Source organism: Actinomycetospora sp. (genome assembly GCF_036497585.1).
Taxonomy (GTDB): Bacteria; Actinomycetota; Actinomycetes; order Mycobacteriales; family Pseudonocardiaceae; genus Actinomycetospora.
Genome location: NZ_DASXJD010000249.1, coordinates 32,077 through 54,491 on the forward strand (window position 1 = coordinate 32,077; position 22,415 = coordinate 54,491).

The 22,415-nt window shown below is 74.7% G+C and carries 27 protein-coding genes and 2 pseudogenes; 14 read left to right on the forward strand and 15 right to left on the reverse strand.

Annotation, left to right across the window (positions count from 1 at the left end; translation table 11 throughout):
* Window positions 1–40 precede the first annotated feature (40 nt).
* The gene (locus tag VGH76_RS25965) at window positions 41–2,140 is read right to left on the reverse strand and encodes an ABC transporter substrate-binding protein (protein WP_331559661.1); all 2,100 of its coding nucleotides are present in this window, start codon (window positions 2,138–2,140) and stop codon (window positions 41–43) included.
* Window positions 2,141–2,367: 227 nt separating this feature from the next.
* Here VGH76_RS25965 and VGH76_RS25970 point away from each other — a divergent pair, with 227 nt between their 5' ends.
* Window positions 2,368–2,646, forward strand: coding sequence for a hypothetical protein (locus VGH76_RS25970; protein WP_331559662.1), 279 nt, complete (start codon window positions 2,368–2,370; stop codon window positions 2,644–2,646).
* A gap of 18 nt (window positions 2,647–2,664) precedes the next feature.
* Here VGH76_RS25970 and VGH76_RS25975 read toward each other — a convergent pair whose 3' ends face one another.
* Window positions 2,665–3,102 (reverse strand): (deoxy)nucleoside triphosphate pyrophosphohydrolase, encoded by a 438-nt coding sequence (locus VGH76_RS25975; protein WP_331559663.1) that lies wholly within the window; start codon window positions 3,100–3,102, stop codon window positions 2,665–2,667.
* A 68-nt stretch (window positions 3,103–3,170) separates the two neighbouring features.
* Between VGH76_RS25975 and VGH76_RS25980 the strand changes: the two genes are divergently transcribed.
* Window positions 3,171–3,464, forward strand: coding sequence for a 4a-hydroxytetrahydrobiopterin dehydratase (locus VGH76_RS25980; RefSeq protein ID WP_331559664.1), 294 nt, complete (start codon window positions 3,171–3,173; stop codon window positions 3,462–3,464).
* A 76-nt stretch (window positions 3,465–3,540) separates the two neighbouring features.
* Here the strand turns inward: VGH76_RS25980 and VGH76_RS25985 are convergent, their stop codons facing one another.
* The gene (locus VGH76_RS25985) at window positions 3,541–3,702 is read right to left on the reverse strand and encodes a hypothetical protein (protein ID WP_331559665.1); all 162 of its coding nucleotides are present in this window, start codon (window positions 3,700–3,702) and stop codon (window positions 3,541–3,543) included.
* A gap of 68 nt (window positions 3,703–3,770) precedes the next feature.
* On the opposite strand from VGH76_RS25985, the gene VGH76_RS25990 reads away from it, so the two are divergent.
* Window positions 3,771–4,052, forward strand: coding sequence for a hypothetical protein (locus tag VGH76_RS25990; protein WP_331559666.1), 282 nt, complete (start codon window positions 3,771–3,773; stop codon window positions 4,050–4,052).
* A gap of 18 nt (window positions 4,053–4,070) precedes the next feature.
* Window positions 4,071–4,688 carry a hypothetical protein gene (locus VGH76_RS25995; RefSeq protein ID WP_331559667.1) on the forward strand — a complete coding sequence of 206 codons (618 nt, stop codon included), beginning with the start codon at window positions 4,071–4,073 and terminating at the stop codon, window positions 4,686–4,688.
* 153 nt (window positions 4,689–4,841) lie between these two features.
* On the opposite strand, the gene VGH76_RS26000 is transcribed toward VGH76_RS25995, so the two are convergent.
* Entirely contained in the window at window positions 4,842–5,477 is a 636-nt protein-coding gene (locus VGH76_RS26000) for a hypothetical protein (protein WP_331559668.1), read from the reverse strand.
* Window positions 5,478–5,581: 104 nt separating this feature from the next.
* Window positions 5,582–6,559: a GPP34 family phosphoprotein gene (locus tag VGH76_RS26005; protein WP_331559669.1), complete on the reverse strand. Its 978-nt coding sequence runs from the start codon at window positions 6,557–6,559 to the stop codon at window positions 5,582–5,584.
* Between the two features lie 20 nt (window positions 6,560–6,579).
* On the opposite strand from VGH76_RS26005, the pseudogene VGH76_RS26010 reads away from it, so the two are divergent.
* Window positions 6,580–7,319: pseudogene (locus VGH76_RS26010) on the forward strand (isocitrate lyase/PEP mutase family protein).
* 123 nt (window positions 7,320–7,442) lie between these two features.
* Here the strand turns inward: VGH76_RS26010 and VGH76_RS26015 are convergent.
* Window positions 7,443–8,081, reverse strand: coding sequence for a maleylpyruvate isomerase family mycothiol-dependent enzyme (locus tag VGH76_RS26015; RefSeq protein WP_331559670.1), 639 nt, complete (start codon window positions 8,079–8,081; stop codon window positions 7,443–7,445).
* Between the two features lie 125 nt (window positions 8,082–8,206).
* Between VGH76_RS26015 and VGH76_RS26020 the strand changes: the two genes are divergently transcribed.
* Entirely contained in the window at window positions 8,207–9,226 is a 1,020-nt protein-coding gene (locus VGH76_RS26020) for an LLM class flavin-dependent oxidoreductase (protein ID WP_331559671.1), read from the forward strand.
* A 9-nt stretch (window positions 9,227–9,235) separates the two neighbouring features.
* Here VGH76_RS26020 and VGH76_RS26025 read toward each other — a convergent pair whose 3' ends face one another.
* From VGH76_RS26025 to VGH76_RS26045, 5 genes are all read right to left on the reverse strand, one after another.
* Window positions 9,236–9,745: a hypothetical protein gene (locus tag VGH76_RS26025; RefSeq protein WP_331559672.1), complete on the reverse strand. Its 510-nt coding sequence runs from the start codon at window positions 9,743–9,745 to the stop codon at window positions 9,236–9,238.
* A gap of 69 nt (window positions 9,746–9,814) precedes the next feature.
* Entirely contained in the window at window positions 9,815–10,129 is a 315-nt protein-coding gene (locus tag VGH76_RS26030) for a muconolactone Delta-isomerase (RefSeq protein WP_331559673.1), read from the reverse strand.
* 80 nt (window positions 10,130–10,209) lie between these two features.
* Entirely contained in the window at window positions 10,210–10,452 is a 243-nt protein-coding gene (locus VGH76_RS28095; protein ID WP_414637824.1) for a hypothetical protein, read from the reverse strand.
* A gap of 190 nt (window positions 10,453–10,642) precedes the next feature.
* Entirely contained in the window at window positions 10,643–11,314 is a 672-nt protein-coding gene (locus tag VGH76_RS26040; protein ID WP_331559674.1) for a M50 family metallopeptidase, read from the reverse strand.
* A gap of 143 nt (window positions 11,315–11,457) precedes the next feature.
* Window positions 11,458–11,814 (reverse strand): hypothetical protein, encoded by a 357-nt coding sequence (locus VGH76_RS26045; RefSeq protein ID WP_331559675.1) that lies wholly within the window; start codon window positions 11,812–11,814, stop codon window positions 11,458–11,460.
* A 343-nt stretch (window positions 11,815–12,157) separates the two neighbouring features.
* Between VGH76_RS26045 and VGH76_RS26050 the strand changes: the two genes are divergently transcribed.
* A complete protein-coding gene (locus VGH76_RS26050; RefSeq protein WP_331559676.1) occupies window positions 12,158–12,610 on the forward strand; it encodes a hypothetical protein in 453 nt (150 codons plus the stop codon).
* On the opposite strand, the pseudogene VGH76_RS26055 reads toward VGH76_RS26050, so the two are convergent.
* Together VGH76_RS26055 and ychF are read right to left on the reverse strand one after the other, a co-directional pair.
* Window positions 12,545–13,000, reverse strand: a pseudogene (locus tag VGH76_RS26055) (transposase); the annotation flags it as partial. The gene VGH76_RS26050 and the pseudogene VGH76_RS26055 sit on opposite strands and share 66 nt — an antisense overlap.
* Before the next feature lie 48 nt (window positions 13,001–13,048).
* Complete coding sequence (ychF, locus tag VGH76_RS26060; protein ID WP_331559677.1) at window positions 13,049–14,134, reverse strand: redox-regulated ATPase YchF; 1,086 nt, start codon at window positions 14,132–14,134, stop codon at window positions 13,049–13,051.
* Window positions 14,135–14,251: 117 nt separating this feature from the next.
* Here ychF and VGH76_RS26065 point away from each other — a divergent pair, with 117 nt between their 5' ends.
* The 3 genes from VGH76_RS26065 (at window position 14,252) to VGH76_RS26075 (ending at window position 17,452) form a co-directional block, all read left to right on the forward strand.
* The gene (locus VGH76_RS26065) at window positions 14,252–14,824 is read left to right on the forward strand and encodes a methylated-DNA--[protein]-cysteine S-methyltransferase (RefSeq protein WP_331559678.1); all 573 of its coding nucleotides are present in this window, start codon (window positions 14,252–14,254) and stop codon (window positions 14,822–14,824) included.
* A gap of 55 nt (window positions 14,825–14,879) precedes the next feature.
* The gene (locus VGH76_RS26070; RefSeq protein ID WP_331559680.1) at window positions 14,880–16,328 is read left to right on the forward strand and encodes a DNA recombination protein RmuC; all 1,449 of its coding nucleotides are present in this window, start codon (window positions 14,880–14,882) and stop codon (window positions 16,326–16,328) included.
* Between the two features lie 104 nt (window positions 16,329–16,432).
* A complete protein-coding gene (locus VGH76_RS26075) occupies window positions 16,433–17,452 on the forward strand; it encodes a DUF6542 domain-containing protein (RefSeq protein ID WP_331559681.1) in 1,020 nt (339 codons plus the stop codon).
* Window positions 17,453–17,478: 26 nt separating this feature from the next.
* On the opposite strand, the gene VGH76_RS26080 is transcribed toward VGH76_RS26075, so the two are convergent.
* Window positions 17,479–18,483, reverse strand: a complete 1,005-nt coding sequence (locus VGH76_RS26080; RefSeq protein WP_331559682.1) for a 4-hydroxy-3-methylbut-2-enyl diphosphate reductase — start codon at window positions 18,481–18,483, stop codon at window positions 17,479–17,481.
* Between the two features lie 112 nt (window positions 18,484–18,595).
* On the opposite strand from VGH76_RS26080, the gene VGH76_RS26085 reads away from it, so the two are divergent.
* From VGH76_RS26085 to VGH76_RS26100, 4 genes are read left to right on the forward strand one after another with little or no spacing between them, the layout of a single operon-like run.
* Window positions 18,596–19,156: a lipid droplet-associated protein gene (locus VGH76_RS26085; protein WP_331559683.1), complete on the forward strand. Its 561-nt coding sequence runs from the start codon at window positions 18,596–18,598 to the stop codon at window positions 19,154–19,156.
* 34 nt (window positions 19,157–19,190) lie between these two features.
* Window positions 19,191–20,426 carry an exodeoxyribonuclease VII large subunit gene (xseA, locus tag VGH76_RS26090; RefSeq protein WP_331559684.1) on the forward strand — a complete coding sequence of 412 codons (1,236 nt, stop codon included), beginning with the start codon at window positions 19,191–19,193 and terminating at the stop codon, window positions 20,424–20,426.
* 41 nt (window positions 20,427–20,467) lie between these two features.
* Window positions 20,468–20,692 (forward strand): exodeoxyribonuclease VII small subunit, encoded by a 225-nt coding sequence (locus VGH76_RS26095; RefSeq protein WP_331559685.1) that lies wholly within the window; start codon window positions 20,468–20,470, stop codon window positions 20,690–20,692.
* 39 nt (window positions 20,693–20,731) lie between these two features.
* On the forward strand, window positions 20,732–21,796 hold the full coding sequence (locus VGH76_RS26100; RefSeq protein WP_331559686.1) for a hypothetical protein: 1,065 nt from the start codon (window positions 20,732–20,734) through the stop codon (window positions 21,794–21,796).
* A gap of 42 nt (window positions 21,797–21,838) precedes the next feature.
* On the opposite strand, the gene VGH76_RS26105 is transcribed toward VGH76_RS26100, so the two are convergent.
* Window positions 21,839–22,408, reverse strand: coding sequence for a DUF4245 domain-containing protein (locus VGH76_RS26105; RefSeq protein WP_331559687.1), 570 nt, complete (start codon window positions 22,406–22,408; stop codon window positions 21,839–21,841).
* Window positions 22,409–22,415 lie beyond the last annotated feature (7 nt).

Here is a 22,415-nt window from a genome sequence, read left to right on the forward strand (position 1 = left end):
CCCGAACGGGCGCTTCACTCCTCAACGACCGCGAACGCGGTCAGTTGTTGGCGTCGCCGTTCGCCTGCGCCTGGCGGGCGGGGGGTGTCCAGGTGTTCGCCGAGGCGAACGGGCTGACGCCGAGCGGGGGCACGACGACGTCGGTCCGGCCGGTGGGGCTGACCAGGGTCGTCGCGGCCTGGAACAGCGGCACCACCGGGGTCGCGCGCCACAGCAGCGGCTCGGCCAGGGCGAGGGCGGTGTCCTCGCCGATCGCGCCGGACGAGGCGCCGTCGAGCACGGACTGCAGGGCCGGGTCGCAGAACCCCGTCACCGACAGCGCCTCGGAGGTCTCCGGGGTGCCGTCGGCGTCGAGCGGGGTCGTGGTCGCCCCGGCCCCACCCGGCGGCGGGGCGGGGCTCGTGCTGGTCGGGGCCGCCGCCGTCGTCGGCCCGGCCGGGCGCGGCGCGGGGGCGCCCGGCGCGACCGTCGTGGTCGTCGCGGGCGGGCTCGCGGTGGTGGTCCGCGGGACGGCCGGCGAGCCGCCCGACGTCGTCGGGGCCTGCCGCCCCGGACAGCCGACGATCGAGTCGAGGTCGGCGATCCGGTCCCCGCCCACCGGCAGCGCGAGCACGGTGATGTCGGCGACCGCCATGTCGGAATCCGACTTCGGGATCGGCGGGACCGACGTGGTCGTCCCCGGGGTGCTCGTCGTGGTCGGGATCGACGACGGCGGGGCGGGCGAGGTCGTCGTCGTCCCCGGCACCGCCGAGGAGGTGAGCGGGCCCGGCGTCGAGGGCGTGGCGGGCGCGGACCCCGTGCTCGACGGGATGGGGCCGCGCCCGGCCGGGAAGGGGTTGGCCCCGGAGTCGGCCACGATCGTCGTCGCGACCCCCGCGGCGTTGAGCTCCGCGACGACGGTCCCGAGCAGCCGACCGTAGGGCGAGACCTGCGGGGGCGCGGCGAGCCGCAGCCGCAGCGGCCGCCCGTCGCGGCTCCAGCGCCCGTCACCGCCGCGGGCGTATCCGGCGGTGGTGAGCAGGGCCGACGCCGCGGCGGGGTCGGGCGCCCGCGCGGGCGAGTCGGACGTGAGGGTCGGCGCATACCCCGGCTCGGACGGCGCGGTGGCGAACGCGTCGGCGGGCAGCCGCGACGCGGGGCCGCCGCCGGTACCGGCGGCCACGAGCGCGTCGCGGTCGAGCAGCGACACCACGGCGCGACGGACCCGGGGGTCGGCGAGCGGCCCGTCGTCGCTGCGCAGCGCGAGCTGCACCTCGCTCGCCTCCGGGACGGTGCGCACGGCGAGGGGCCCGGCCGCGCCCGGCGGCCCGGCCGCGAGCGCGTCGAGGGCCGTCAGGTCCGAGGAGTCCGAGCGGAACTGGGTGGCCTGGACGTCGCCGGTGCGCACCCGGTCGATGAGGGAGGCGTGGTCGGCGGCCTGCAGCACGATCTGGTCCGGGACGCCGGGCGTGCCCCAGTAGACGCTGTTGCGGGCCAGGGTGACCTGACCGCGGATCCGGTCGACGAGCCGGATCACGTAGGGCCCGCCGGAGACCGGGATGTTGTCCTGCAGGGCCCCGCCCCAGGACCCCGGGGCGTCCTTGAGCAGATGTGCGGGCAGCAGCGCGTCGAACAGCGTCGGCCACGCCGGGTAGGGCCGGTCGAAGACGACGTCGACGGCCTTCCCGCCCGCACGGGAGCGGACGTCGGAGATCGCCCGGTAGCCGGCCGCGTCCACCACGCCCGGCTGCGAGCGCATCTGCTGCCACAGGTAGACGAAGTCCTCCGCCGCGATCGGCGCGTTGTCCGACCACGCGGCGGCCGGCGCGATCTCATAGGAGACGGTGTAGGGCCGCGTGGAGGTGACCTTCGCCGAGGTCACCACGGTCGTGTCGGGGCGCCGCACGCCGTCGGTCCCGACGCGGAAGGCCGAGGGCAGGACCAGCGCGGCCGTCGTCCGGCTCGTCGGGGTCAGGTCGGCGATGCGGTGCACGTTGAACCCGATACCGAGGTCGTCCACCCCGATCCGCAGCTGCGTCGGGTTGGGCTCGAGCTGCGGCTTGGCCGGCGCCGGGGTCGGGGCCTGCCCGACGACCGGCGGCGGCGACGTGCTGCACCCGGCGAGCACCACGAGCAGCGCGAGCACCGCGGCGGCGAGCACCCGGAACCCCCGGAGCCGGGTCCGCCGACACGGCCGCGCGCCACGGCGGACGGCTCGGGATGTCGGGGCCATGTCGGGCTCGGGGGGAACCTCTCCGCCGCGCCCGGCGGCCGTTGCCATCGGGCCCGCGGCCTGCTGGGGTGCGGGGCGGTCATCGTGACACGGCGGCCGGGCGGGAACACCGTCGGCCCTTCCGTGGCGGCCGAGGCTCAGGTTAGCCTCACCTCATGGGAGCACCGTCCGCGACCACGAGCTGGGTGGACGCCCTCGCCCGTCTCCGGCCGCGCGACCGGGTCCGCGTGGTGCCCGACCGTGCGCCCGAGCGGATGAGCCCGCAGCAGGCGTGCGCGATCACCGGTGCCAAGCGGATCAAGAGGAAGTGCTGCCGCTCGACGCCCCGCTGCAAGGGCTGCCCCGTCGTGCTGATGCGGGCGGCTCGCGCCGCCGAGTCCGGCCTCACCGGCAAGGACCTGGCGAAGGCGGTCAAGCGGGCGCGGGCGGCGTAGTCCCTCACGCTGCGGTCCTCAGGGCTCGAGGGCCGGCTCCTCGCCCGGGGCGACCGCGCTGTCGGCCAGGGCGGCACGCAGCTCGGGCAGCAGCGCCCGGTCCGAGGGCAGCCAGTCGAGGTCGTCGAGCTCGTCGGGACCCACCCAGCGCAGCGCGAGGTGCTCCAGCGCCTGGGCCTGCACGCCGTCGAGCGGGGTGCAGCGGTAGAAGCGGAGCAGCAGGGCCATCCCGCGGCGTCCCTCCACCGGCATGTCCGGGCCGAGCCGCTCGCCGACCGCCACCGGCAGCCCCAGCTCCTCGCGCATCTCGCGGACCAGCGCGTCCCGCTCGGTCTCCCCCGGCTCGACCGATCCTCCGGGCAGTTCCCAGCGGCCCCGCATGTCCGCCGGCTCGGCGCGCTGCGCCGCGAGCAGCCTCCCGTCGGCCACGACCGCCGCCCCCACCACGACCTGCACCCGACCATGGTCGCCCGGCCCGCTCCGGCGCGCTGCCCGAAGCGGCCGTGACGTGCCACGATGGCGCCATGGCCGATCTCCTCTCCGACGACGCCGTCGCGAACGCCCTCTCCGGCCTCCCCGGGTGGGAGCGCGACGGGAACGCCATCGCGCGGACCGTGACGCTCCCGTCGTTCCGGGCCGCGATCGCGACCGTCGACGCCGTCGCCGAGGCGGCCGAGGACGCGAACCACCACCCCGACATCGACATCCGGTACGACACGTTGACCTTCCGGCTCTCCACGCACTCCGAGGGCGGGCTCACCGCGAAGGACCCGGACCTCGCCGGGAAGATCTCCGCGGCGGTGGACGCGCACTCCTGAGCGTGGCCGGCGGATCGCCCCTGGTCTCCCGCCCGTTCGTCGAGGTCCTGGCCGCCACCCTGGCGGCCTTCGGCGGCTACGCGCTGCTCCTGCCGGTGGTGCCGCTGTGGGTGGCCTCGGGAGGCGCGGGGCCCGCGCTCGCCGGGGCGGTGACCGGGGTGTTCATGGCGGCCACGGTGATCACGCAGCTCGGGGTGCCCGCGTTGCTGCGCGCGGTCGGGCACCGGACGGCGCTCATCGGCGCCGCGCTCGCCCTCGGCGCCCCGGCGGCCCTGCTCGTGCTGACCCCCTCGCGGGACGTGGGCCGTGGTGTCCGGCGCAGGGCTGGTGGGGCTCGGCTTCGGCGGGGTCCAGAACGACACCCTGGTCACGCTCTTCACCCGCGCCGGGCCGGGACGCTCCGGGCCCGCCAGCAGCGTGTGGAACACCGCCTACGACACCGGGACCGGCATCGGCGCGACCACCCTCGCCGCGGTGCTGGGGGCCGCGGGTGCCTCGTGGTCCTTCGTCGTCGCCGCCGCCGCGTGCACGCTCACCCTCGGATGCGCTCCGTGGTTGACCAGCCGCGTGGATGAGACACCCGGGTGACGGTGCCCCGGCGTCCGGGTGGCGCTCGCCGTCGTCGCTGACATCTCCGCGGTGTCCGACGATCACGGGGTCGCGCCCGTGCGGGCGTGTGTCGAGCGGGAGGGACAGCGCGTGCGCCGGATGCTGCTCGCCGTCGCCACGGGCGCGGTGGGGATGATGCTCGTCGCCCGGCTCGCGACCATGCTGACGCTCGCCCCGGTCGGCTTCCCGGAACCGTGGGAGCTCGACGGGCCGTCGAGCGCCGTCGCGCCGTCGGGCCCGGCCGTTCCCGCGGTCGACGGGCCGGTGCCGGCACCCGCCGTCGCCGCCGTCGTCACGGGTCTGCCCGCTCCGCCTGCCGCGTCGTCGAGCGCCGTGCCGGCTCCCTCCCGGGCGGCCGGTCCGACGAGTTCCCGGCCGGCTCCGAGCCCGACCGCGTCCCCGGCAGCCGGGGCGGCCGGCTCCCCGGCGTCTGGCTCGTCGTCGGGGGCTCGGGCGGCGCCGGCGCCGGCGGCGGTGTCCTCGGGCTCCGGGTCGGCGGGGTCGGACAGCGCGGTGGCCCGGAGCTCGTCGGCCGGTTCCGGCAGCCCGGGCTCGTCCGGCGCCCCCCTGGTGCACACCTGCGTCGGCTCGCTCGCCTGCCTGACCGTGCCCTGAGCGCGGCTCCCCCCGCGCCCTTGTCGCGGCCTCCGGCGACCGCCGCCCGCACCTGTCGTCGGGAATCACCACGACAAGGCAGCCGGCCGACCGCGAATCACCGCGACAAGCCCGATCGGGCTGACCGCCACCAGTGCGGCCCGCCCGCCGCCCTCAGCCGGCCGGCACCACCGTCGGCGAGGGCACCGTCCCGGAGCGCGCCGAACCGAGGCAGTCGTCGAGCAGGTCGACGAGCATGGCGTCCCGCGCCGCCGTGTCCAGCCCGGCGGCCCGCGCTGCGACGAGCAGGTGGGCGCAGGCGTGGTTGACCGGACCGACGTGGAGCAGCGTCGCGACGCGCCCGCCGGACCCGTCACCGGGGTCGCGCCCCTCGGCGCGGCGCCGGGCGGCCTTGCCCTGGGCCTCGTCGACGCGGCGGGCCAACCGGGTGAAGAAGCGGCTGCCGGGGTCGAGGCGCAGCCCCGCGCGGGCGATCGCGGCGAGCACGACCGGGCGCACCGGGCCCTCGACACCCCGGCCGGCGCCGACCAGGTCGACCGCGCGCAGCCCCAGCAGCTGGCGGGCCTCGTGCGACACCGCGTCGTTCACCTGCCAGGCGAGCGCGGCCACGGCCGGGTGGGTGCAGCGCGGCCGGTCGGTGAAGCGCTCGCCGGCGAGCACGGACACGTACTCCATGACGCAGCTTCCCGAACGCGCGTCGCGGTGGGCGCCCGCCTCGAGGACGGGCATCCCGTCAGGTGCGGCGTCGGTGGGTGGGACGAACGGCGACGACGGGTGGTTGATCGGCATGGCGTGCCCCCTCGGTCCGGGCGCTGCTCGCGGAACGGTCCGAGCCTAGACCGCTCAGCGCCCGATCGGGACCCGTCGGCGCCTCGGGATCCGTCTCGCGAGGGTCAATGACCCGAGCTGAGGACCTCGGTGGCCGTGAGGGCGGCCAGGACCGCCTGCACCGTCGGGCTCACGAGCCGGATGATGTCCTGGTCGATGCCGGCCGGCACGAACCGTCCGTTCGCGATCGCCCGGGCGCGGGCGACGGCGGCGTACACGTCCTGCGGGTCCAGGGCCCGGACGCGGCGCCCGTGGTGCAGGAGCACGGCGATCATCGCGGTGTCCTCGTCGGCGTCCGCCCCGTCGAGCACCGCGCGGACGGCGGCACGGTCGTGGTGCAGGGCGTCCGTCTCGTGGACGCGCAGTGCCGAGCCGAAGACCGGCATGGCGAGGTAGCCGAACACGCGGCGCGGCTCGCGGTGGGCCAGGCCGCGCTCGACGAGGCGGTCCATCGTCCGCCGGATCATCTGGGCGCCCCGCGTCCCGGTGACGGCGTGGCCGAGGTCGGCCTTGCGGCCGCCGCCGCGCAGCAGCCCGTCGGCGATCCAGTCGAGCAGGGGGTCGGTCGGGTCGATTGGCCCGCGGCGGTAGGACGACCCGGCGTCGAGCAGCGAGGCGTCGAGCAGGAGCTCGACGAGGGCCCCGGCGACGAGCAGCCCCGCCGGCTCGGTGAGACTGGACACCGGACGGCCGTCCTCGTTGCCCAGCACCCACGCGATGCGCTCGGGAAGCGTCAGTTCCCGGGTGGGGGCCGAACCACCGTTCGGAGCGCACGGGTCACAGCCTAGGCACACGACCCCGTGATTCCTCACCCGGTCGGGCGCCCCCGAGCGGGATCCGTCGCCACGCGGTGTCCACGAGACGACGGACGGCGATGACCACCGCCGGAAGGACCACCCGTCTGGGCCGCCCCGCGAGGAGGCGTCCTCCCGCTGCCCGCGCGGGCCGGCTCCGAACGCTGCCGGCGCACGGTTGACCGGGCGCCCGCCCACCGCTCGTCTCCACGGAGAGGAGCGATGTCCGTCCGGGAATCGGTTGCGCACGATCGGAGTTGCATCCCGGCATGAGCACCCTCGACAAGGCCCAGGCGCTCCAGCGTCTGCACGCGGCGCCGGAACTGCTCCTCGTGGTGAACGTGTGGGACGCCATCACCGCCCGCGTCGTCGCCGACATCCCCGGCACGAAGGCCCTCGCGACGGCGAGCCACGGCATCGCCGCGTCCCTCGGCTACCCCGACGGCGAGGTGATCCCGCGCGACGAGATGATCGCCGAGGTCAGCCTCGTCGCCCGCCAGACCGACCTGCCGGTGACCGCCGACCTCGAGGCGGCTACGGCGACCCGGGCGGCACGGTCTCCCGGGCGATCGACGTCGGGATCGTCGGCGCCAACCTCGAGGACCAGATGAAGCCGCTCGACGCCTCGGTGCGGGCCGGGGTGGCCTTCGCGCTCAACGCCCGCACCGACGCGTTCCTCGAGGCCGGCGGCCGGGAGCCCGAGGACGTCACGGCCGACGCCATCGCGCGCGGGAAGGCCTACCTGGAGGCCGGCGCGACGAGCTTCTTCGTCCCGGGCCTGCTCGACGAGGCCCAGCTGACCCGCATCGTCGCTGAGCTCGGCCAGCGCAAGGTCAACATCATCGGCATCCCGGGCTCGATCTCGCTGGAGGCCGCGCAGCGCATCGGGCTGGCGCGGGTGTCGTACGGACCGTGGAGCCAGATCACGGCGCTCACCGCCCTCGCGAAGCTCGCCGAGGACGTCTACGCCGGCGGCGGGCTGCCCGCGGACACCCGCAAGCTGAACTGACGGTCCACCTCGGCGGCCGACCGTCCTCCGTCGCGAGCGGCGACCTCGACCATCCCGAGCGCGCCGGGCCCGGTCCGCCGAGGCCGCGATGGCACTGGACCGGGTCGCGCCGGCCCGAGTGCCTCACGAGGCGAAGCGGCCCCGGGCCGTCGCGAGCCCGTCGCCGTCGCATGCGCCGAGCCCCGCGACCCGGCCGTTGGCGGCGAGCAGCAGGGCACCCACCGGGCCGCACACCTCGGGGCCCTCCCCCGCGGACCAGTCGGCGTCGCTCGCCCGCAGCCGCAGCCCGGCGAAGCGCTTCGCCGCGCCGACGCACGGGGCGGCCCAGACGTGGCGCAGACATGGCAGCGCCCGCTCGACCGGGAGGTCCCGACGCCGCCCGAGCGGGATCGCGATGTCCTGGGAGTGCACGAGCAGGTCGTTCAGCGGGTCGAGCTCGCCCGACATCGCCAGCCGTCGGTCGACCCCGGCCATCTCCCGGAGCTGGACGAGCAGCTCGGCCGGCCGGAAGGCCGCCGCGCGCTCGCGGGCCATGTCGGCGAACGCCCGCTCGAGATCGCCGCCGGCCCGGGCGACCCGCCACAGCGTCCACGGCACCGACTGGCGGGTGGAGAGGGTCAGGTGCGCGACGACGTCGTGGACCGTCCACCCCGGGCACAGCGACGGGGTGGACCACGCGTCGGGCGTCAGGTCGGCCAGGTCGTCCGCGAGCCCGAGCCGCTCGGCGGCCACGTCGTCGAGCATCCCCACGCGTGCACTCATCGCTGTCTCCTCGTCCCGATGGTCTCGGGAACAGGACCGCCCGGCCGCGCCGGACTCATCGCTCCCGACCGTTCGCGCGGGCGGGACCCCGGAATGTCCCGCGGCCCGGCCGAGTTGATCAAAACGTGAAGAACATCGGGTTCCTGTCCTTCGGACACTGGTCGCCGTCGGGGCGCTCGCTGGTGACCTCGGCCGCGGACTCGCTGCTGCAGTCGATCGACCTCGCGGTCGCCGCCGAGGAGCTGGGCGCCGACGGCGCCTACTTCCGGGTGCACCACTTCGCGCAGCAGCTCGCGTCGCCGTTCCCGCTGCTCTCGGCGGCGGCCGCGCGGACCAGCCGGATCGAGCTGGGCACCGGTGTGATCGACATGCGCTACGAGAACCCGCTGTACATGGCCGAGGACGCCGGGGCCGCGGACCTCATCTCCGGGGGCCGGCTCCAGCTCGGCATCAGCCGCGGCTCCCCGGAACAGGTGATCGACGGGTACCGCTACTTCGGCTACGCGCCGCCCGAGGGGACCACCGACGCCGACATGGCGCGGGAGCACACGTCCGTCTTCCTCGGGGTGATCCAGGGCAAGGGCTTCGCGCAGCCGAACCCGCGGCCGATGTTCGCGAACCCGCCGGGACTGCTGCGGCTGGAGCCCCACGCCCCCGGACTGCGCGACCGCATCTGGTGGGGCGCCGGCAGCCGGGCCACTGCGGAGTGGACGGCCGAGCAGGGCATGAACCTCATGAGCTCGACCCTGCTGACCGAGGACACCGGGGTGCCGTTCCACCGGCTGCAGGCCGAGCAGATCCAGCGGTTCCGCGACGCCTGGGACGCCGCCGGGCACGACCGCCAGGCGCGCGTCTCGGTCAGCCGCAGCATCTTCCCGATCGTGTCCGACCTCGACCGCCAGCTCTTCTGGCGCGAACGGCACTCCACGGACCAGGTCGGTCACCTCGACGGCGGCGACGCCCGCTTCGGGAAGACCTACGCGGGCGAGCCGGACAAGCTGATCGCCGAGCTCGCCGAGGACGAGGCGATCGCCGCGGCGGACACGCTGCTGCTCACCGTGCCCAACCAGCTCGGGGTGGACTACAACGCCCACGTCATCGAGAGCGTGCTGACCCACCTCGCCCCGGAGCTGGGCTGGCGGTGACGGCTGCGGTCAGGACGCGGGCACGAGCGTCATCAACCGAGGTCGTTCTCGCGCCAGAGCACCATCCATCCTGGCCAGCCGCGAGTCGTGGTGGCTCGCTGCCAGACCGACAAGGTAGGCGTCCGTGACCTGTCGGTGCCCGCGCACGTGGCCGAGATCGGCGCTCTCCACGATCGGGCAGACCGCGAAGCGTTCGATCTCGGCGGCCCATTCCGAGGCGCGAGTGTGCTGCTCGTGCTCTGAGAGCGTGAGCGCGATCCGGACGTTCGCGTCGAGCAGGTAGGTCGTCACTCCTCGTCCAGAGGCGAAGCCACCTCGTCGGAGCTGACTGCTCGACCGATGCTGATCACGGGAAACCCCGGACCGCGCGTCGACGCCGATGGCTGCCGGTTCGTCGAGTTGGATCAGGCCACGGACAACGAACTCTGCGACGACGGCCGACAGCGACAGACCACGCTGCTGCGCGATCTCCTTGGCCCGGCGATGCACGACCGGCGGCAGGTCGACAGTGGTGCGCACGGTGTGCATCTCAGCTGCATCACGGTGATGCAGAGTCGGGTGCAGCGGCCGGGTCGGGGCTGAGCGGGCTCAGCTCTCGAGCAGCTTGTCGACAGTCGCGGCGAAGTCCTCGTAGCGACGCAGCGGCGTGACCTTCACGTCGACGAACTGACCCATCTCGACCATGATCGGAAGCGTGAGGACGGCCTCGTCGAGGACGTCGGCGCTCTCGACGTCGAGGATGGCGATCACCCGCCGCTCGCCCGCGGCCTTCCAGAGGTCGACGACGACGCCGGCCTTCTTGGCCTCGAGCGCGGCCTCGGCCTCTCGGGACCAGGTGCCGAAGAGGTCCTGCTGGGACATGGTCGCGCCGTATTCGACGTGGAAGTCGAGGTGGAAGAGCATCGTTGGTCCTCCGCGGGGGGTGTCGGGTGATCTTGACCCTACGGGCTTCCCCGCGGCGGGGACAGCCTTCTCGTACGGCCCTACGGCCGGGCCGACGAGGTGGTCGGCGCTCCCGAGTCCGGCACCCCGGCGTAATCGGGCAGCTCGGGCGCGCGGTGGGTCTCCAGCACGTTCCCGTCCACGTCCACCGTGTGGGCGCCGGCAGTGTCGGTGCAGGCTGCGCGCACCGCCGTGTCCAGCCCCGTGCGGCGGATGACCTCGCGGGTCACCCCGCGTGCGTCCACCGCCTGCCCCCCGGGATACAGCTCGGGGGCCCGCTCCACCACGGTCACCTCGGCCCCCGCCGGTGGAGCCCATGGGCCAGGGCCGGCCCGGCGATGCTCGCCCCCGTCACCAGCACCCTGGTCCCACTCACTGCGCCCCCTGCCCGCCGGTCCGGATCACGGTCCGGGATCGTAGGTGGCTCCGGCCGGTGCGGTGATCGTGCGGCAACGAGGCCCCGGGGCACGACGCCTAGCCGATCTCATAGCCGGGCCGCAGGAGGAGTTGTCCTCCGACGATCAGGGCCACCACGGCGACGAAGACCCAGAAGACCTTCCAGATCACCCCGGGGATCAGGGTCTTGCCGGCCATGGCCCGGGCATCGCCGCCACCGGCCGGGAGGGTGGTCGTGTCGACGACGCCCCCGATCAGGAGGAACCACACCACACTGACCGCCACCGCGGCCTGGGTCGCGGGCGAGCCCCGCAGGAGGGCCGCCACGATCCCGACGAGGAACAGCAACGGAACGGTGAAGGCCAACGCGTTGCGGGCGGGGAACAGCGCGAGGAACGAGAACAGGAGCGCGCTGAGCAGCACCGCGAACGGATTGCCCGCCGCGATCAGGGCCGCGCCGCCGAGGCCGAGCAACGGCGGGCCGAGGTAGCCGGCCACGCCGATCACGAGGTTCGAGAGCGCCCATTTCCTCGCCGAGAACGTGGTCAGTCCTTCGGTGTTGTCCTCGATCCAGTAGCCGGCGAGGCTGCGGAAGGTGAAGACCACAGCGAGCATGTGCCCGCCTTCGTGCGCGTACGTGAGGACGTACTGCGCCAGGAACGCCGACAAGCCCAAGAAGACGAGAACGAAGAATCCCGTCCCGTAGGCGACCGGTTCGCCCACGATCGGGATGTCGTTGACCCCCACCACGGAGTGGATGTCAGCACGTTCCGTGCTCGGATCGCCCGGACGACATGCCGTGTACGCCCATTCGATCCCGTTATCTCGCGGCCGAACGTCGAGAAATCGAGTACTGAGCTACACGTTGAAGCGGAACTCGACCTTCCATTCGCTCAACCGGAGAGCAGCGACGCCCTACCCAGCCAAGCTGTGAAACGCTCGGTTGATTCCGCGACCTTCACACGACCTCCCGGGCCCGCCTCGCTGGCGGCCAGATCGGATGGCTGGTCAGCAGACGACTCGACGAATGCGGGGGCGACCAGCCAAGCGATGCCGAGGCCCAGGTAGCCGTAGAACGCGATGGCGAGAAGGAGTGGCCACCAGTAGCAGGCGACGAACAGCCACTTGATCATGGTGAGCAGCGGGTGGGGGCGTCGGTAGCCGCCGACGACCACCGTGTTGGTGTTGGTGTTGGTGATGTGCACAACCGGCGGTTGGCTCGGCGGCAGGGGTGACTGCTCGGCGGTCACGGGTCCCCCAGAGGTCAAGTAGTGGTATCACCCGATGTGTCGTGACCCGTGCCTCGGATGTCACGACGGAGTGCTCTGCCATTCGGGTGAATCGACTACGGCCCGCCAGCGACATCGGCGCGGTGTGCGCGTGGCTCGGCGCTCGGCTGGTCGTCGGCGCGGCCCGCTTCGCGCAGAGAACTGCGACCCGCGACTCACTCGCTGCTCGGGGGGAAGCCCCCCACAACCCTCGGGTTGTCTCTCGGTCGGCGGGGGTTAGCACCATCGCTCCACGTCGCGGTGGGCGACATGCTCTCTCTCAATCACCGAGCGGGCGATCAGACCCCCAAACACGGAGCAAACGATGACCACACCGCACGACGACAACTCCGAGGGCCCGGGCGGCCTCAGCGGCACCCTGGACCGCGGCTCGGTCTTCCACACCCGCGGCCACCAGGGGACGAACGACAACTCCGAGGGCCCAGGCGGCCTCAGCGGCACCCTGGACCGCGGCTCGGTCTTCCACACCGGCGGCCACCACAGCCCGGGTGCGACCGTCTTCCACGGTGCCGCCGCCACGAGGACCGTGGTCGGCACCGACTCTGGGCGAGGGGCCACAGGCGTCACGCATGACCAAGCGATCGGCCAACACGGGGCCTTCAATGGTGGGCAGCTCGAGCACCATGATCAGACTCCGCACCACCAGGACCACACGACCCACGAGAGCAGCCATGAGGACGCCCACGCCGGCTCACACGGCGTCCACGGGGACGACGGCGGTCATGGGCTCATGCACCACTTCGGCCACCACGGCTGACCATGGGGCCGGGAGAACCCGGACACCGGCCTCACGCGAGTACCTGCTGACCGTGGTGTATTCCGCGGCGGTTCGGACTCTGTCCCTTGCTCCTCTGTCAAGCGGCGAGGGCGAGATCGTCAACAGCGAGGTCGGCTCGCAACGCTCGGTAGACGGCATCGGAGAGACATCTCTTGAGCGCTCGGAGCGCTTCGCGTCGCCTGTCGCGTTCTCGACGCGGCGGGCGATGAACGCCTGTGCCTCGGGATGGCAGCGAGCCTGAGTGAGGGCGATGCGGTGGATCGCCGCGTTGAGCTGCCGGTTCCCGGTCCGGGACAGTCGGTGTCGGGCCCGGTTGGACGACCAGACCGGCAGTGGCGCGGTCCCGTTGTGGCTACGCCCGCGAGCCCGACGACGCCGCCGGTGATGACCGAGGTGAGAGCGACGGGGTCCACGTCGTCAGGACCGTGATGGTGATCCGAAGCGGAACTCGACCACGTCGCCGTCGTGCATGACGTAGTCCTTGCCCTCCATGCGGACCTTGCCCGCGCTGCGGGCGGCGTTCATCGAGCCGGCCTCCACGAGGTCGTCGTAGGAGACGATCTCGGCCTTGATGAAGCCCTTCTGGAAGTCGGTGTGGATCACCCCGGCGGCCTCGGGCGCCGTCGCGCCGATCGGGATCGTCCAGGCGCGCGACTCCTTGGGGCCCGCAGTGAGGTAGGTCTGCAACCCGAGGGTGCGGAACCCGGCGCGGGCGAGCGCGTCGAGCCCCGGCTCGGGCTGGCCGATCGACTCGAGCAGCTCCGTGGCCGACTCGGCGTCCAGCTCGAGCAGCTCCGACTCGACCTTCGCGTCGAGGAACACCGCCTCGGCGGGGGCGACGAGCTCGGCGAGCTCCTTGCGGCGCGCGTCGTCGGTCAGCACGCCCTCGTCGGCGTTGAAGACGTAGAGGAACGGCTTGACCGTGAGCAGGTTGAGCTCGCGCAGCAGCCGGGAGTCCATCCCGGCGCTGAACAGGGTGCGCCCCTCGTTCAGCACCTCCTGGGCCCGGAGGGCCTCGTCGTGCGCGGGGCGGTTCTCCTTCTTGGTCCGCGCCTCCTTCTCCAGGCGCGGGAGGGCCTTCTCCACGGTCTGCAGGTCGGCCAGGACCAGCTCCGTCGCGATGGTCTCGATATCGGCCGCGGCGTCGATCCGCCCGTCGACGTGCACCACGTCGTCGTCGGTGAACACCCGCACGACCTGGCAGATCGCGTCGGCCTCGCGGATGTTCGCGAGGAACTTGTTGCCCAGGCCTGCGCCCTCGCTGGCGCCCGCGACGATCCCGGCGATGTCCACGAAGGACACGGTCGCCGGGACGATCTTCTCCGAGGAGAACATCTCGGCGAGCCGGTCGAGCCGGGGATCCCGCAGCGGCACCACCCCGACGTTCGGCTCGATCGTCGCGAACGGGTAGTTGGCCGCGAGGACGTCGTTGCGGGTCAGGGCGTTGAACATCGTCGACTTGCCCACGTTGGGCAGCCCGACGATGCCGAGGGTCAAGCTCACGGTCGCCCAGTCTAGAGACCGGGTCCGACAGCCCTCGGAAACCGGAGGGAGCCGATCGGGCCCGGGCCGCGTCCAAGCCCCCGAGACACACCGATCACGACCTCTCGGAGGTTCCCGATGCCCGACGACCGCTCCGGCGCCCGCGCCACCCTCGACACCCCCTTCGGCCCCTTCACCGTCGTCGTCGACGCCGACGGCGTCGTCCTCGCGGGTGGCTGGACGACCGCACCCGACGACGAGGTGCTGCCCCTGATCCACCCGAGGCTGCGCCCCGCCGAGCTCGTCGAGCGCCCCGAGCTCGGGGCGGTCACCGCTGCAGTGACGGCGTTCCACGACGGCGACCCGGGGCCGGCGGCGACGCTGCCCGTCCGCCAGTACGGCGGCGAGTTCCTGCAGGAGGTGTGGGCGCGCATGCGCGAGATCCCGGCCGGGACCTCACTGTCCTACAGCGAACTCGCCACGCGGGCGGGGCGCCCGCTCGCGCCGCGCGGGGCCGGGCAGGCCTGCAACCGCAACGCGATCGGGCTGTTCGTGCCGTGCCACCGCGTCCGGCGCGGCGACGGGTCCCTCGGCGGCTTCCGCTGGGGCCTGTCGGTGAAGGAGGGGCTGCTCGCGGCCGAGGCCGCGCAGGCCGCCGCGAGGGCGACCGCGGAGGAGGCGACGACGGAGGGGTCGGTCACGGAGGCCTGACCCGCGGGGCCGCGGTTCCGGCAGGCTGTCGGACCCCTCTGGCAGCGTCCCCGCCATGACGATCACCGGCGAGGGCGTGCTGCTCGGCCTGCTGCTCGGCGTCCTGCTGGGCGCCGTGGGCGGCGCCGTCGTGGCGAGCCGGTTCGCCGCAGCGCGCCAGGAGGCCGCGGTGGCCGAGGCCGTCCGTCGCGCGGGCGCCGCGGCATCCGCGGCCCGGGCCGAGCTGGAGGCCGAGCGCCGGTCCGCCGCCGACCGCGACGCGGCCGAGGCCCGGCGCGACGCCGCGGTCCGCGAGGCGTTCGCGTCGTTGTCGGCCGACGCGCTCGCGGCCAACGCGGAGAGCTTCGCGCGGCTGGCCGAGGCGCGGATGCGGGAGGTGACGGGGGCGCTGGCCTCCTCGGCGGCCGCCGACGCCGGCGCGCGGGAGCGGGCGGTGACCTCGCTGCTGGACCCCGTGACGTCGACGCTGCAGCGCCTGGAGGGCCAGATGCGTTCGGCCGAGTCGGCGCGCGAGGCGGCGTTCGCGGGGCTGCGCGAGCAGGTCGGGGCGGTGGCGGAGTCGGCGCGCGGCGTCGCGGGCGAGGCGCGGGCGCTGACGACGGCGCTGCGCACCCCGCACGTGCGCGGGCGGTGGGGGGAGATGCAGCTCGAGCGCGTCGTGCACCTCGCCGGCATGGTCGAGCACTGCGACTTCACCCGGCAGTCGGTGGCCGGCGCCGAGGGCAGCGCCCAGCGGCCCGACCTCGTCGTGCACCTGGCGGGCGGCAAGCAGGTGGTGGTCGACGCCAAGGTGCCGTGCGAGGCCTACCTCCAGTCGCTCGACGCCGCCGACGAACAGCGGCGCCGCGAGCGCACCCTCGCCCACGCCCGGCAGCTGCGCGCCCACGTCGACGCGCTGTCGGCGAAGGCCTACTGGCGCTCGTTCGACCCGACGCCCGAGTTCGTCGTGATGTTCGTCCCGGGCGAGGTGTTCCTGTCCGCGGCGCTGGAGGCCGACCCCGGATTGCTCGAGCACGCGTTCTCGGCCGATGTCGTCGTCGCGACCCCGACGACGCTGATCGCGCTGCTGCGCACCGTCGGCCATGCGTGGCGCCAGGAGTCGCTCGCCCGCGACGCCGCCGAGATCCACGCGCTCGGGCGCGAGCTGCACGCCCGGCTCGGCACCCTCGGCGGGCACCTCGGCAAGCTCGGCCGCTCGCTCGACGCAGGCGTGCGGGCCTACAACGACACGGTCGGCTCGCTCGAGTCGCGGGTGCTGGTCACGGCACGCCGCTTCTCGGACCTGTCGGTCACGCGCGGCACGTTGGAGGAGGTGGAGCAGGTCGACCGGCGCCCCCGGGTGCCGGGCGCCCCGGAGCTGGTCGACGAGGGTCGGGGCACGGAGGACATCGAGGACGAGGGCGACCGATCCGGCGCCGGGGACATCGGCGACACCACGGACGGCGGAGTGGACGCCCCGGGGCGTCCGGCGAACGCCCCCGGAGTCCACCGGCTCACGGGCTGAGGAGGGGAGGCCGGTCCGACGTGAGGGCGAGCCGGCCACCCGGGCGTGCCGTGCGGTGACGAGGGGGCCCGAACCGGCGAGGATGGACCGCTACCGTTGATCGGGTGACCACCACCCGGGACGACGCGCCGTCGTCGGCCTCGCCCGAGGTCGGCGAGGCGTCCTCGTTCCCGGGCCTCCGCGGGATGCGGTGGTGGGCGGGCCTGCTGCTCGCGCTGGTCCTCACCGCGGGTGGGGTCGCGGTCGACGTGCTCCGGGCGGGCAGCCTCGGCGTGGTCTTCCTCGCCGCCTATCCGGCCGGGTGCGTACTGGCCGCCCTGCTCGTGCAGCGGCGCGACCTCTTCGTGCCGATGGTGCAGCCGCCCCTGCTGCTGGCGGTCTCCGTGCCGGTCGCCGTCGCGGCCACCGGCTCGCTGCCGGCGTCCGGGGGCCTCGTGTCCACCGCGCTGGCCGTGGGCGCCCCACTCATCAACGGCTTCCCGGCGATGGCGCTCACGACGGTGGTCTGCGTCGTCATCGGTGTGATACGCATCCGCGTCCAGCGCTGGAAGCGGAGCGACGACGGGGCGCCGCGGCAGGAACCGGCGCGGTCGGGTCCCGCGAGCGGGGCGGCCCGGGACCGGGGTGCCCCCCGCGACGGCCGGCCGGCCGCCGACCGTGGTCGGCGGGAGCCCGCCCGGACCGAGCGCGACCAGGCCGAGCGGGAGCGGCGGCGCGCCCAGGAACGGGCCCGCGCCGAGCGGGACCAGGCCGAGCAGGAGCGCGCCGAGCGGGAACTCCGGGAACGCGAGCGCGCCGAGCGGGACCGGTCCCGCCGCGAACCCGCCCGCCCCGAACCGGGACCGGAGCGCCGGCCCGCGGCCCAGCGCAGCACCCCCGCGCCCACCGAGCGCGGCGGACCTGACCCGGGCCCCCAGCGCAGCACACCCCCGCCCACCGAGCGCGGCGGACCCGACCCGGGCCCCCAGCGCTCCGCCCCGCCCGGCCCCGCGGGAGGCCGCGAGGCGCGCAGCCGCGAGGACCGGATGCGGGAGGAGCGGCTGCGCGAGGAGCGCCGCAACGGTCCGGGCCCCCAGCCTCCGGGCGTGCACCCGGCCCGGCGACCGGGCGACCGCCCCCGCTGAACCTCGCAGCGAATCGCCGCGAGGCGTCAGCGCACCGCGTCGGGGCGCATGTCGCGCTTGAGCTCGCGCGGCAGCGAGAACGTCAGCTTCTCGTTCGCCGTCGTGATCTCCTCGACCTCGCCGTAGCCGCGGTCGGCGAGCCAGTGCAGCACGTCACCGACGAGGATCTCCGGCACCGAGGCGCCGCTGGTGACGCCGACCGTCGTCACGCCGTCGAGCCAGCCCTCGTCGATCTCCCCGGCGTGGTCGACGAGGTGCGCGTCACGGGCGCCCGCCTGCAGGGCGACCTCGACGAGGCGCACCGAGTTCGACGAGTTCGTCGACCCGACGACCACCACCAGGTCGCACTGCGGGGCCATCGCCTTGACCGCGACCTGCCGGTTCTGGGTGGCGTAGCAGATGTCGTCCGAGGGCGGGTCGGCCAGCGCCGGGAAGCGCTCGCGCAGCGCGGCGACCGTCTGCATCGTCTCGTCCACCGACAGCGTGGTCTGCGAGAGCCAGATGACCTTCTCCGGGTCCCGGACCTCGACCGCACCGACGGCGTCAGGGCCGTCCACCACCTGGATGTTCTCGGGGGCCTCGCCCGAGGTGCCCTCGACCTCCTCGTGACCCTCGTGGCCGATGAGCAGGATGTCGAAGTCCTCGCGGGCGAAGCGCTTGGCCTCCTGGTGGACCTTGGTCACCAGCGGGCAGGTCGCATCGATGGTGCGCAGCTCCCGCTCGCGGGCCTCGGAGTGCACCGCGGGCGACACCCCGTGCGCCGAGAACACGACGGTCGCGCCCTCGGGCACCTCGTCGGTCCGCTCCACGAAGACCGCCCCGCGCTCCGCGAGCGTCGTCACGACGTGACGGTTGTGGACGATCTCCTTGCGCACGTAGACCGGTGGGCCGTAGGTCTCGAGGGCCTTCTCCACGGCGACGACGGCCCGGTCGACCCCCGCGCAGTAGCCACGCGGCTTGGCGAGGAGCACTCGCCGGGTGTCGTCGGCGTGCTCGGCGGTCGTCGTGTCGGGTCCCGGAGAGACGGACATACCCCGAGCGTACGGGCCACCGGCCCGCCCGGCCGCCGCGCACGATCACGCGGGCGACGCGCGGACCGTGGCGATTCGCACAGCCCCGGCGTCGGCTGGCAGGCTGGACGCCATGAGTTCCCTCCCGTTCCCGGTGCGCGTCGCCGCGGGTCTGGTCGTCACAGCGGTCGAGGAGGTGCAGGCCCTCCCCCGCACGATCGTGGGTCTGCCGATCACCGCGGCCAGCCGCGTGCTCCAGCTGTCGATGCGCGCGCAGCAGGTCGTCACGGAGCTGGCCATCAAGGGCGACACCGCGCTCGAGGGCGCGCGCCCGGTGGAGGAGGCCCCGTCCTGGGCCCGCTTCGACGAGGACACCGACGACCGCGTGCCGGTCCTGCGCGCCGGCGGGAACCCCTCGGGTCCGGCCGGCCGGCGGCTACCGGCCGAGTCGAACAACGGTCACGCGCGACCGCTCGACCGGCCCGTGCTCACCGCCGAGGACGTGCCCGACGAGACCCCGGACGCGCTGCCCGGCTACGAGTCGCTGACGATCGCCCAGCTCCGGGCCCGGCTGCGCGGGCTCACGGTCGACCAGCTCACCGAGCTGCTGGCCTGGGAGTCCTCGCACGCGGACCGCCCGGCCTTCGTGACGATGCTGACCAACCGCATCGCCACGCTCACCGCGGAGCAGTGAGCGCCGGGAGACGACGCGGAGCAGAGCTCGACCGATGAGCGCAGCCCCCGACCCGGCGACGACCGCCGAGGCGCCGTGGCCGGTGCGCACGGTCGCCCTCAAGGTCTCGAAGTGGATCGACCGCCTCGGGCCGGTGTGGGTCGAGGGCCAGCTCACGCAGGTCAGCGCGCGTCCCGGGACGGGGACCGCATTCCTGACGCTGCGCGACCCGGCGGCGGACGTGTCGCTCTCGCTCACCGCCCCCGCGGACATCGTCCGGGGCGCCGCCCCGCCGCTGGCCGAGGGCCAGCGGGTCGTCGTGCACGGAAAGTTCTCGTTCTACTTCGCGCGCGGGACGCTCTCCCTGCGGGTCGACGAGGTCCGGGCGGTCGGGGTCGGCGAGCTCCTCGCGCGGATCGAGCGGCTGCGCGCCCTGCTGGCCGCCGAGGGACTGTTCGACCCGGCCCGCAAGCGCCGGCTCCCGCGGCTGCCGCGCTGCGTGGGCCTCGTCACCGGCCGGGCCAGCGCGGCCGAGCACGACGTCGTCTCCGTCGCCACCGGCCGCTGGCCCGGGGTGTGCTTCCGCATCCGCAACACCGCCACCCAGGGCGTGCAGGCGGTCCCCCAGATCCTGGACGCGCTCGAGGCGCTCGACCGGGACCCGGAGGTGGACGTCATCGTCCTGGCCCGCGGCGGCGGCAGCGTCGAGGACCTGCTGCCGTTCTCCGACGAGGCGCTCTGCCGCGGGGTGGCGCGGTGCCGCACCCCGGTGGTGACGGCGATCGGCCACGAACCCGACACCCCGCTCGTCGACCACGTGGCGGACGTGCGCGCGGCGACCCCGACGGATGCCGCGAAGTGCGTCGTGCCCGACCTCGCCGAGGAGACCGCCCACCTGGAGCACCTGCGCACCCGGGCGCGGCGGGCGCTGCACGCCTGGGTCGAGCGGGAGGAGGCGCGGATCGCGCGGTTGCGCTCCCGCCCGGTGCTCGCCGACCCGCTGCGGGCCGTGGCGGTGCTCGCCGACGAGGTGACGGCGCTCGTCGGGCGGGGCCGTCGGGTGGTCGAGGGCGGGCTGCGCGACCGGGACGCCGACGTGCGTCACCTGCGCGCGTCGCTGACCGCGCTCGGGCCGGCGGCCACCCTGTCGCGGGGGTACGCGATCGTGCAGGCCGGGAGCGAGGTGTCGGCACCGGTGCTGCGCTCGGCCGACGACGCCGGGCCGGGGGACGTGCTGCGCGTGCGGCTGGCCGACGGCGCCGTCCGCGCCCGTGTGGAGGCACCGGAGTGACAGCATCAGGAGGAGCACGCCGCCGGGCGGGAGGAGGACCCATGGCCGGAGACGACGCCGCTCCCGCCGACGAGCCCGGCTACGAGCAGGCGCGCGAGGAGCTGGCCGCCGTCGTCGCGAAACTCGAGGCCGGGGGGCTCTCCCTGGAGGACTCGCTCGCACTCTGGGAACGCGGCGAGTCGCTGGCCCGCACCTGCGAGCGGCACCTGGCGGGGGCCCGCGAACGGGTCGAGACGGTGCTGCGCGAGGCCGAGTCGGACGAGTAGGCGCGTGACGGACCTCGCCGTCGGTCACACTGTGCGTCCATGAGCGCCGACAGCGCCGACCCGGGGTGGTCGCGGACGATCCGCGACGCGCACGACGGCTACCACGCCGAGACGCGCGTCCACCGCGATCCCGACGTCCTCGTCGACGACGTCGTCACCTGGCGGATGCTCTCGCCCCACCTCATCCGTGCCCTGCTCTTCCTCGTCTCGCCCACGGTGCTGCTGCTGATCTGGCTGCTGCTGGACTACCTCGCGAGCACGTCCAGCCCGTCGATGACCGGGCGGCTGATCATGAACGTGATCGCCGCGCTCACCGCGGTGCTCTACGTGGCCGGCCTGGCCGCGTTCTTCGCCCCGGCCAAGGAGCCGATCGCCGAGTACTCCCGCCTGCTCGAGGGCCGGGCCGGGGCCGCGCGCGGCGCCTACCAGTGGGTGAGCCGGGCCGCGCAGGCGCGGCGCACCCCCGCCGAGGTCGAGCCGAGCACGGTCGCGGGGGTCCCGGTCCTGGTGTTCCGCCAGCGCAGCGAGCGGGCGATGCTGCTGGTGCAGCCCTACGGCACCGACCTCTACGTCGGCTGGACGATGTGGCGCTCGCGCTCGACGGCCACGCTGCTCGCGCACTTCCTCCGCGACACCTTCGGCCGGTTCGCGCCCCTGCCGGTGTTCTCGTCGGAGCTGCGCGCGGCCTCGACCCGGGCGATGCGCGAGAGCGTGCACTCGCTGGCCCGCGAGGGGGTCGCGGCGGCGGCCCACGTCGACGAGGCCCGCGCGCGGCAGGAGCCGGGGTACGACGACGGGTACGGGGCGCGCGAGGCGCAGGGCCGGTCAGCGGGCGGGTCCCGGTACGACGGCGGGTCCGGGAACGACGACGGGTTCGGGTACGACGACGGGTTCGGGGCGCAGGGCCGGGACGACGACGGCCGCGACCGCTCCGCCCCTGACGACGGGGACCCCTCCGTGACCGGCCGCGCTCCCGCCTCCGGCGCGCTCCCCCGCTCCGCCCCCTCGGCCGACCCGACGGCGGCCTGGACCACCGCGGAGCGCGAGCGGGAACGGGTCGCCCGGCGCAGGACCGAGGGCTGGGGCCCGCCGCCCCGCGACTGACGGTGTCAGCAGGGGTCCGGCGCTGACGCGGCCGGCGACTCCCTACCCCCGCGGTACTACCGGCGACCCCAGCGCCGTCGTCACCAGCTGCGTGAACCGGGCCGGCGTCGCGTCCCCCGTCACCAGCCAGCGCACCCCGCCCACCTCGGTCACCCACACCGCCTCGCCGCGCACCCCGGGATAGCTCGTCCACGTGAGGCCACCGGCCGACACCGGCCCCAGGGCCGGCGCCCCGGACTGCTCGGACGCCACGAGGGCGTCCTCCGGCGCATTCGACTGCACCAGGCGCAGGTACGCGTTCTCCGGGGTCACCCACCCCAGCCGGAAGGCGCGGCCCCCGCCGACGGGGCGCACGTCGGAGGACTGGGCGATCCAGTCGGCCGGCATCGCCGGGGCCCGCACCGCGAAGGGCACCGTCCGGGCGGCGTCGCGCGAGACCTGCGCGACGTCGATGCGCTGGACCGCGCCGCGGTCGACCGACGGCGACGTCGGCGAGAACGAGCAGGCGCGGGTCAGCCCGGTGAGTGCGAGGACGATCACGGCGAGCACGATCGTCCCGATCACCAGCGGACCGATCCCCGACCTGCCCGCTCCACCCCGCGGCGCGCTCACGACCTCC

Bases quoted from the DNA above. Each gene is read 5' to 3' on its own strand.
- VGH76_RS25985 (WP_331559665.1), bottom strand. From the start codon at position 3,702: ATGAGCGCCGTCCGGTGCCCGACCGCGCGCAGCAACGCGGGCACCCCG.
- VGH76_RS26085 (WP_331559683.1), top strand. From the start codon at position 18,596: ATGAGTTCCCTCCCGTTCCCGGTGCGCGTCGCCGCGGGTCTGGTCGTC.
- VGH76_RS26000 (WP_331559668.1), bottom strand. From the start codon at position 5,477: ATGCCGATCAACCACCCGTCGTCGCCGTTCGTCCCACCCACCGACGCC.
- VGH76_RS25980 (WP_331559664.1), top strand. From the start codon at position 3,171: ATGGCCGATCTCCTCTCCGACGACGCCGTCGCGAACGCCCTCTCCGGC.
- VGH76_RS26095 (WP_331559685.1), top strand. From the start codon at position 20,468: ATGGCCGGAGACGACGCCGCTCCCGCCGACGAGCCCGGCTACGAGCAG.
- VGH76_RS26050 (WP_331559676.1), top strand. From the start codon at position 12,158: ATGACCACACCGCACGACGACAACTCCGAGGGCCCGGGCGGCCTCAGC.
- VGH76_RS26080 (WP_331559682.1), bottom strand. From the start codon at position 18,483: ATGTCCGTCTCTCCGGGACCCGACACGACGACCGCCGAGCACGCCGAC.
- VGH76_RS25970 (WP_331559662.1), top strand. From the start codon at position 2,368: ATGGGAGCACCGTCCGCGACCACGAGCTGGGTGGACGCCCTCGCCCGT.
- VGH76_RS26065 (WP_331559678.1), top strand. From the start codon at position 14,252: ATGCCCGACGACCGCTCCGGCGCCCGCGCCACCCTCGACACCCCCTTC.
- VGH76_RS26100 (WP_331559686.1), top strand. From the start codon at position 20,732: ATGAGCGCCGACAGCGCCGACCCGGGGTGGTCGCGGACGATCCGCGAC.
- xseA (WP_331559684.1), top strand. From the start codon at position 19,191: ATGAGCGCAGCCCCCGACCCGGCGACGACCGCCGAGGCGCCGTGGCCG.
- VGH76_RS26015 (WP_331559670.1), bottom strand. From the start codon at position 8,081: ATGAGTGCACGCGTGGGGATGCTCGACGACGTGGCCGCCGAGCGGCTC.
- VGH76_RS26030 (WP_331559673.1), bottom strand. From the start codon at position 10,129: ATGCTCTTCCACCTCGACTTCCACGTCGAATACGGCGCGACCATGTCC.
- VGH76_RS26070 (WP_331559680.1), top strand. From the start codon at position 14,880: ATGACGATCACCGGCGAGGGCGTGCTGCTCGGCCTGCTGCTCGGCGTC.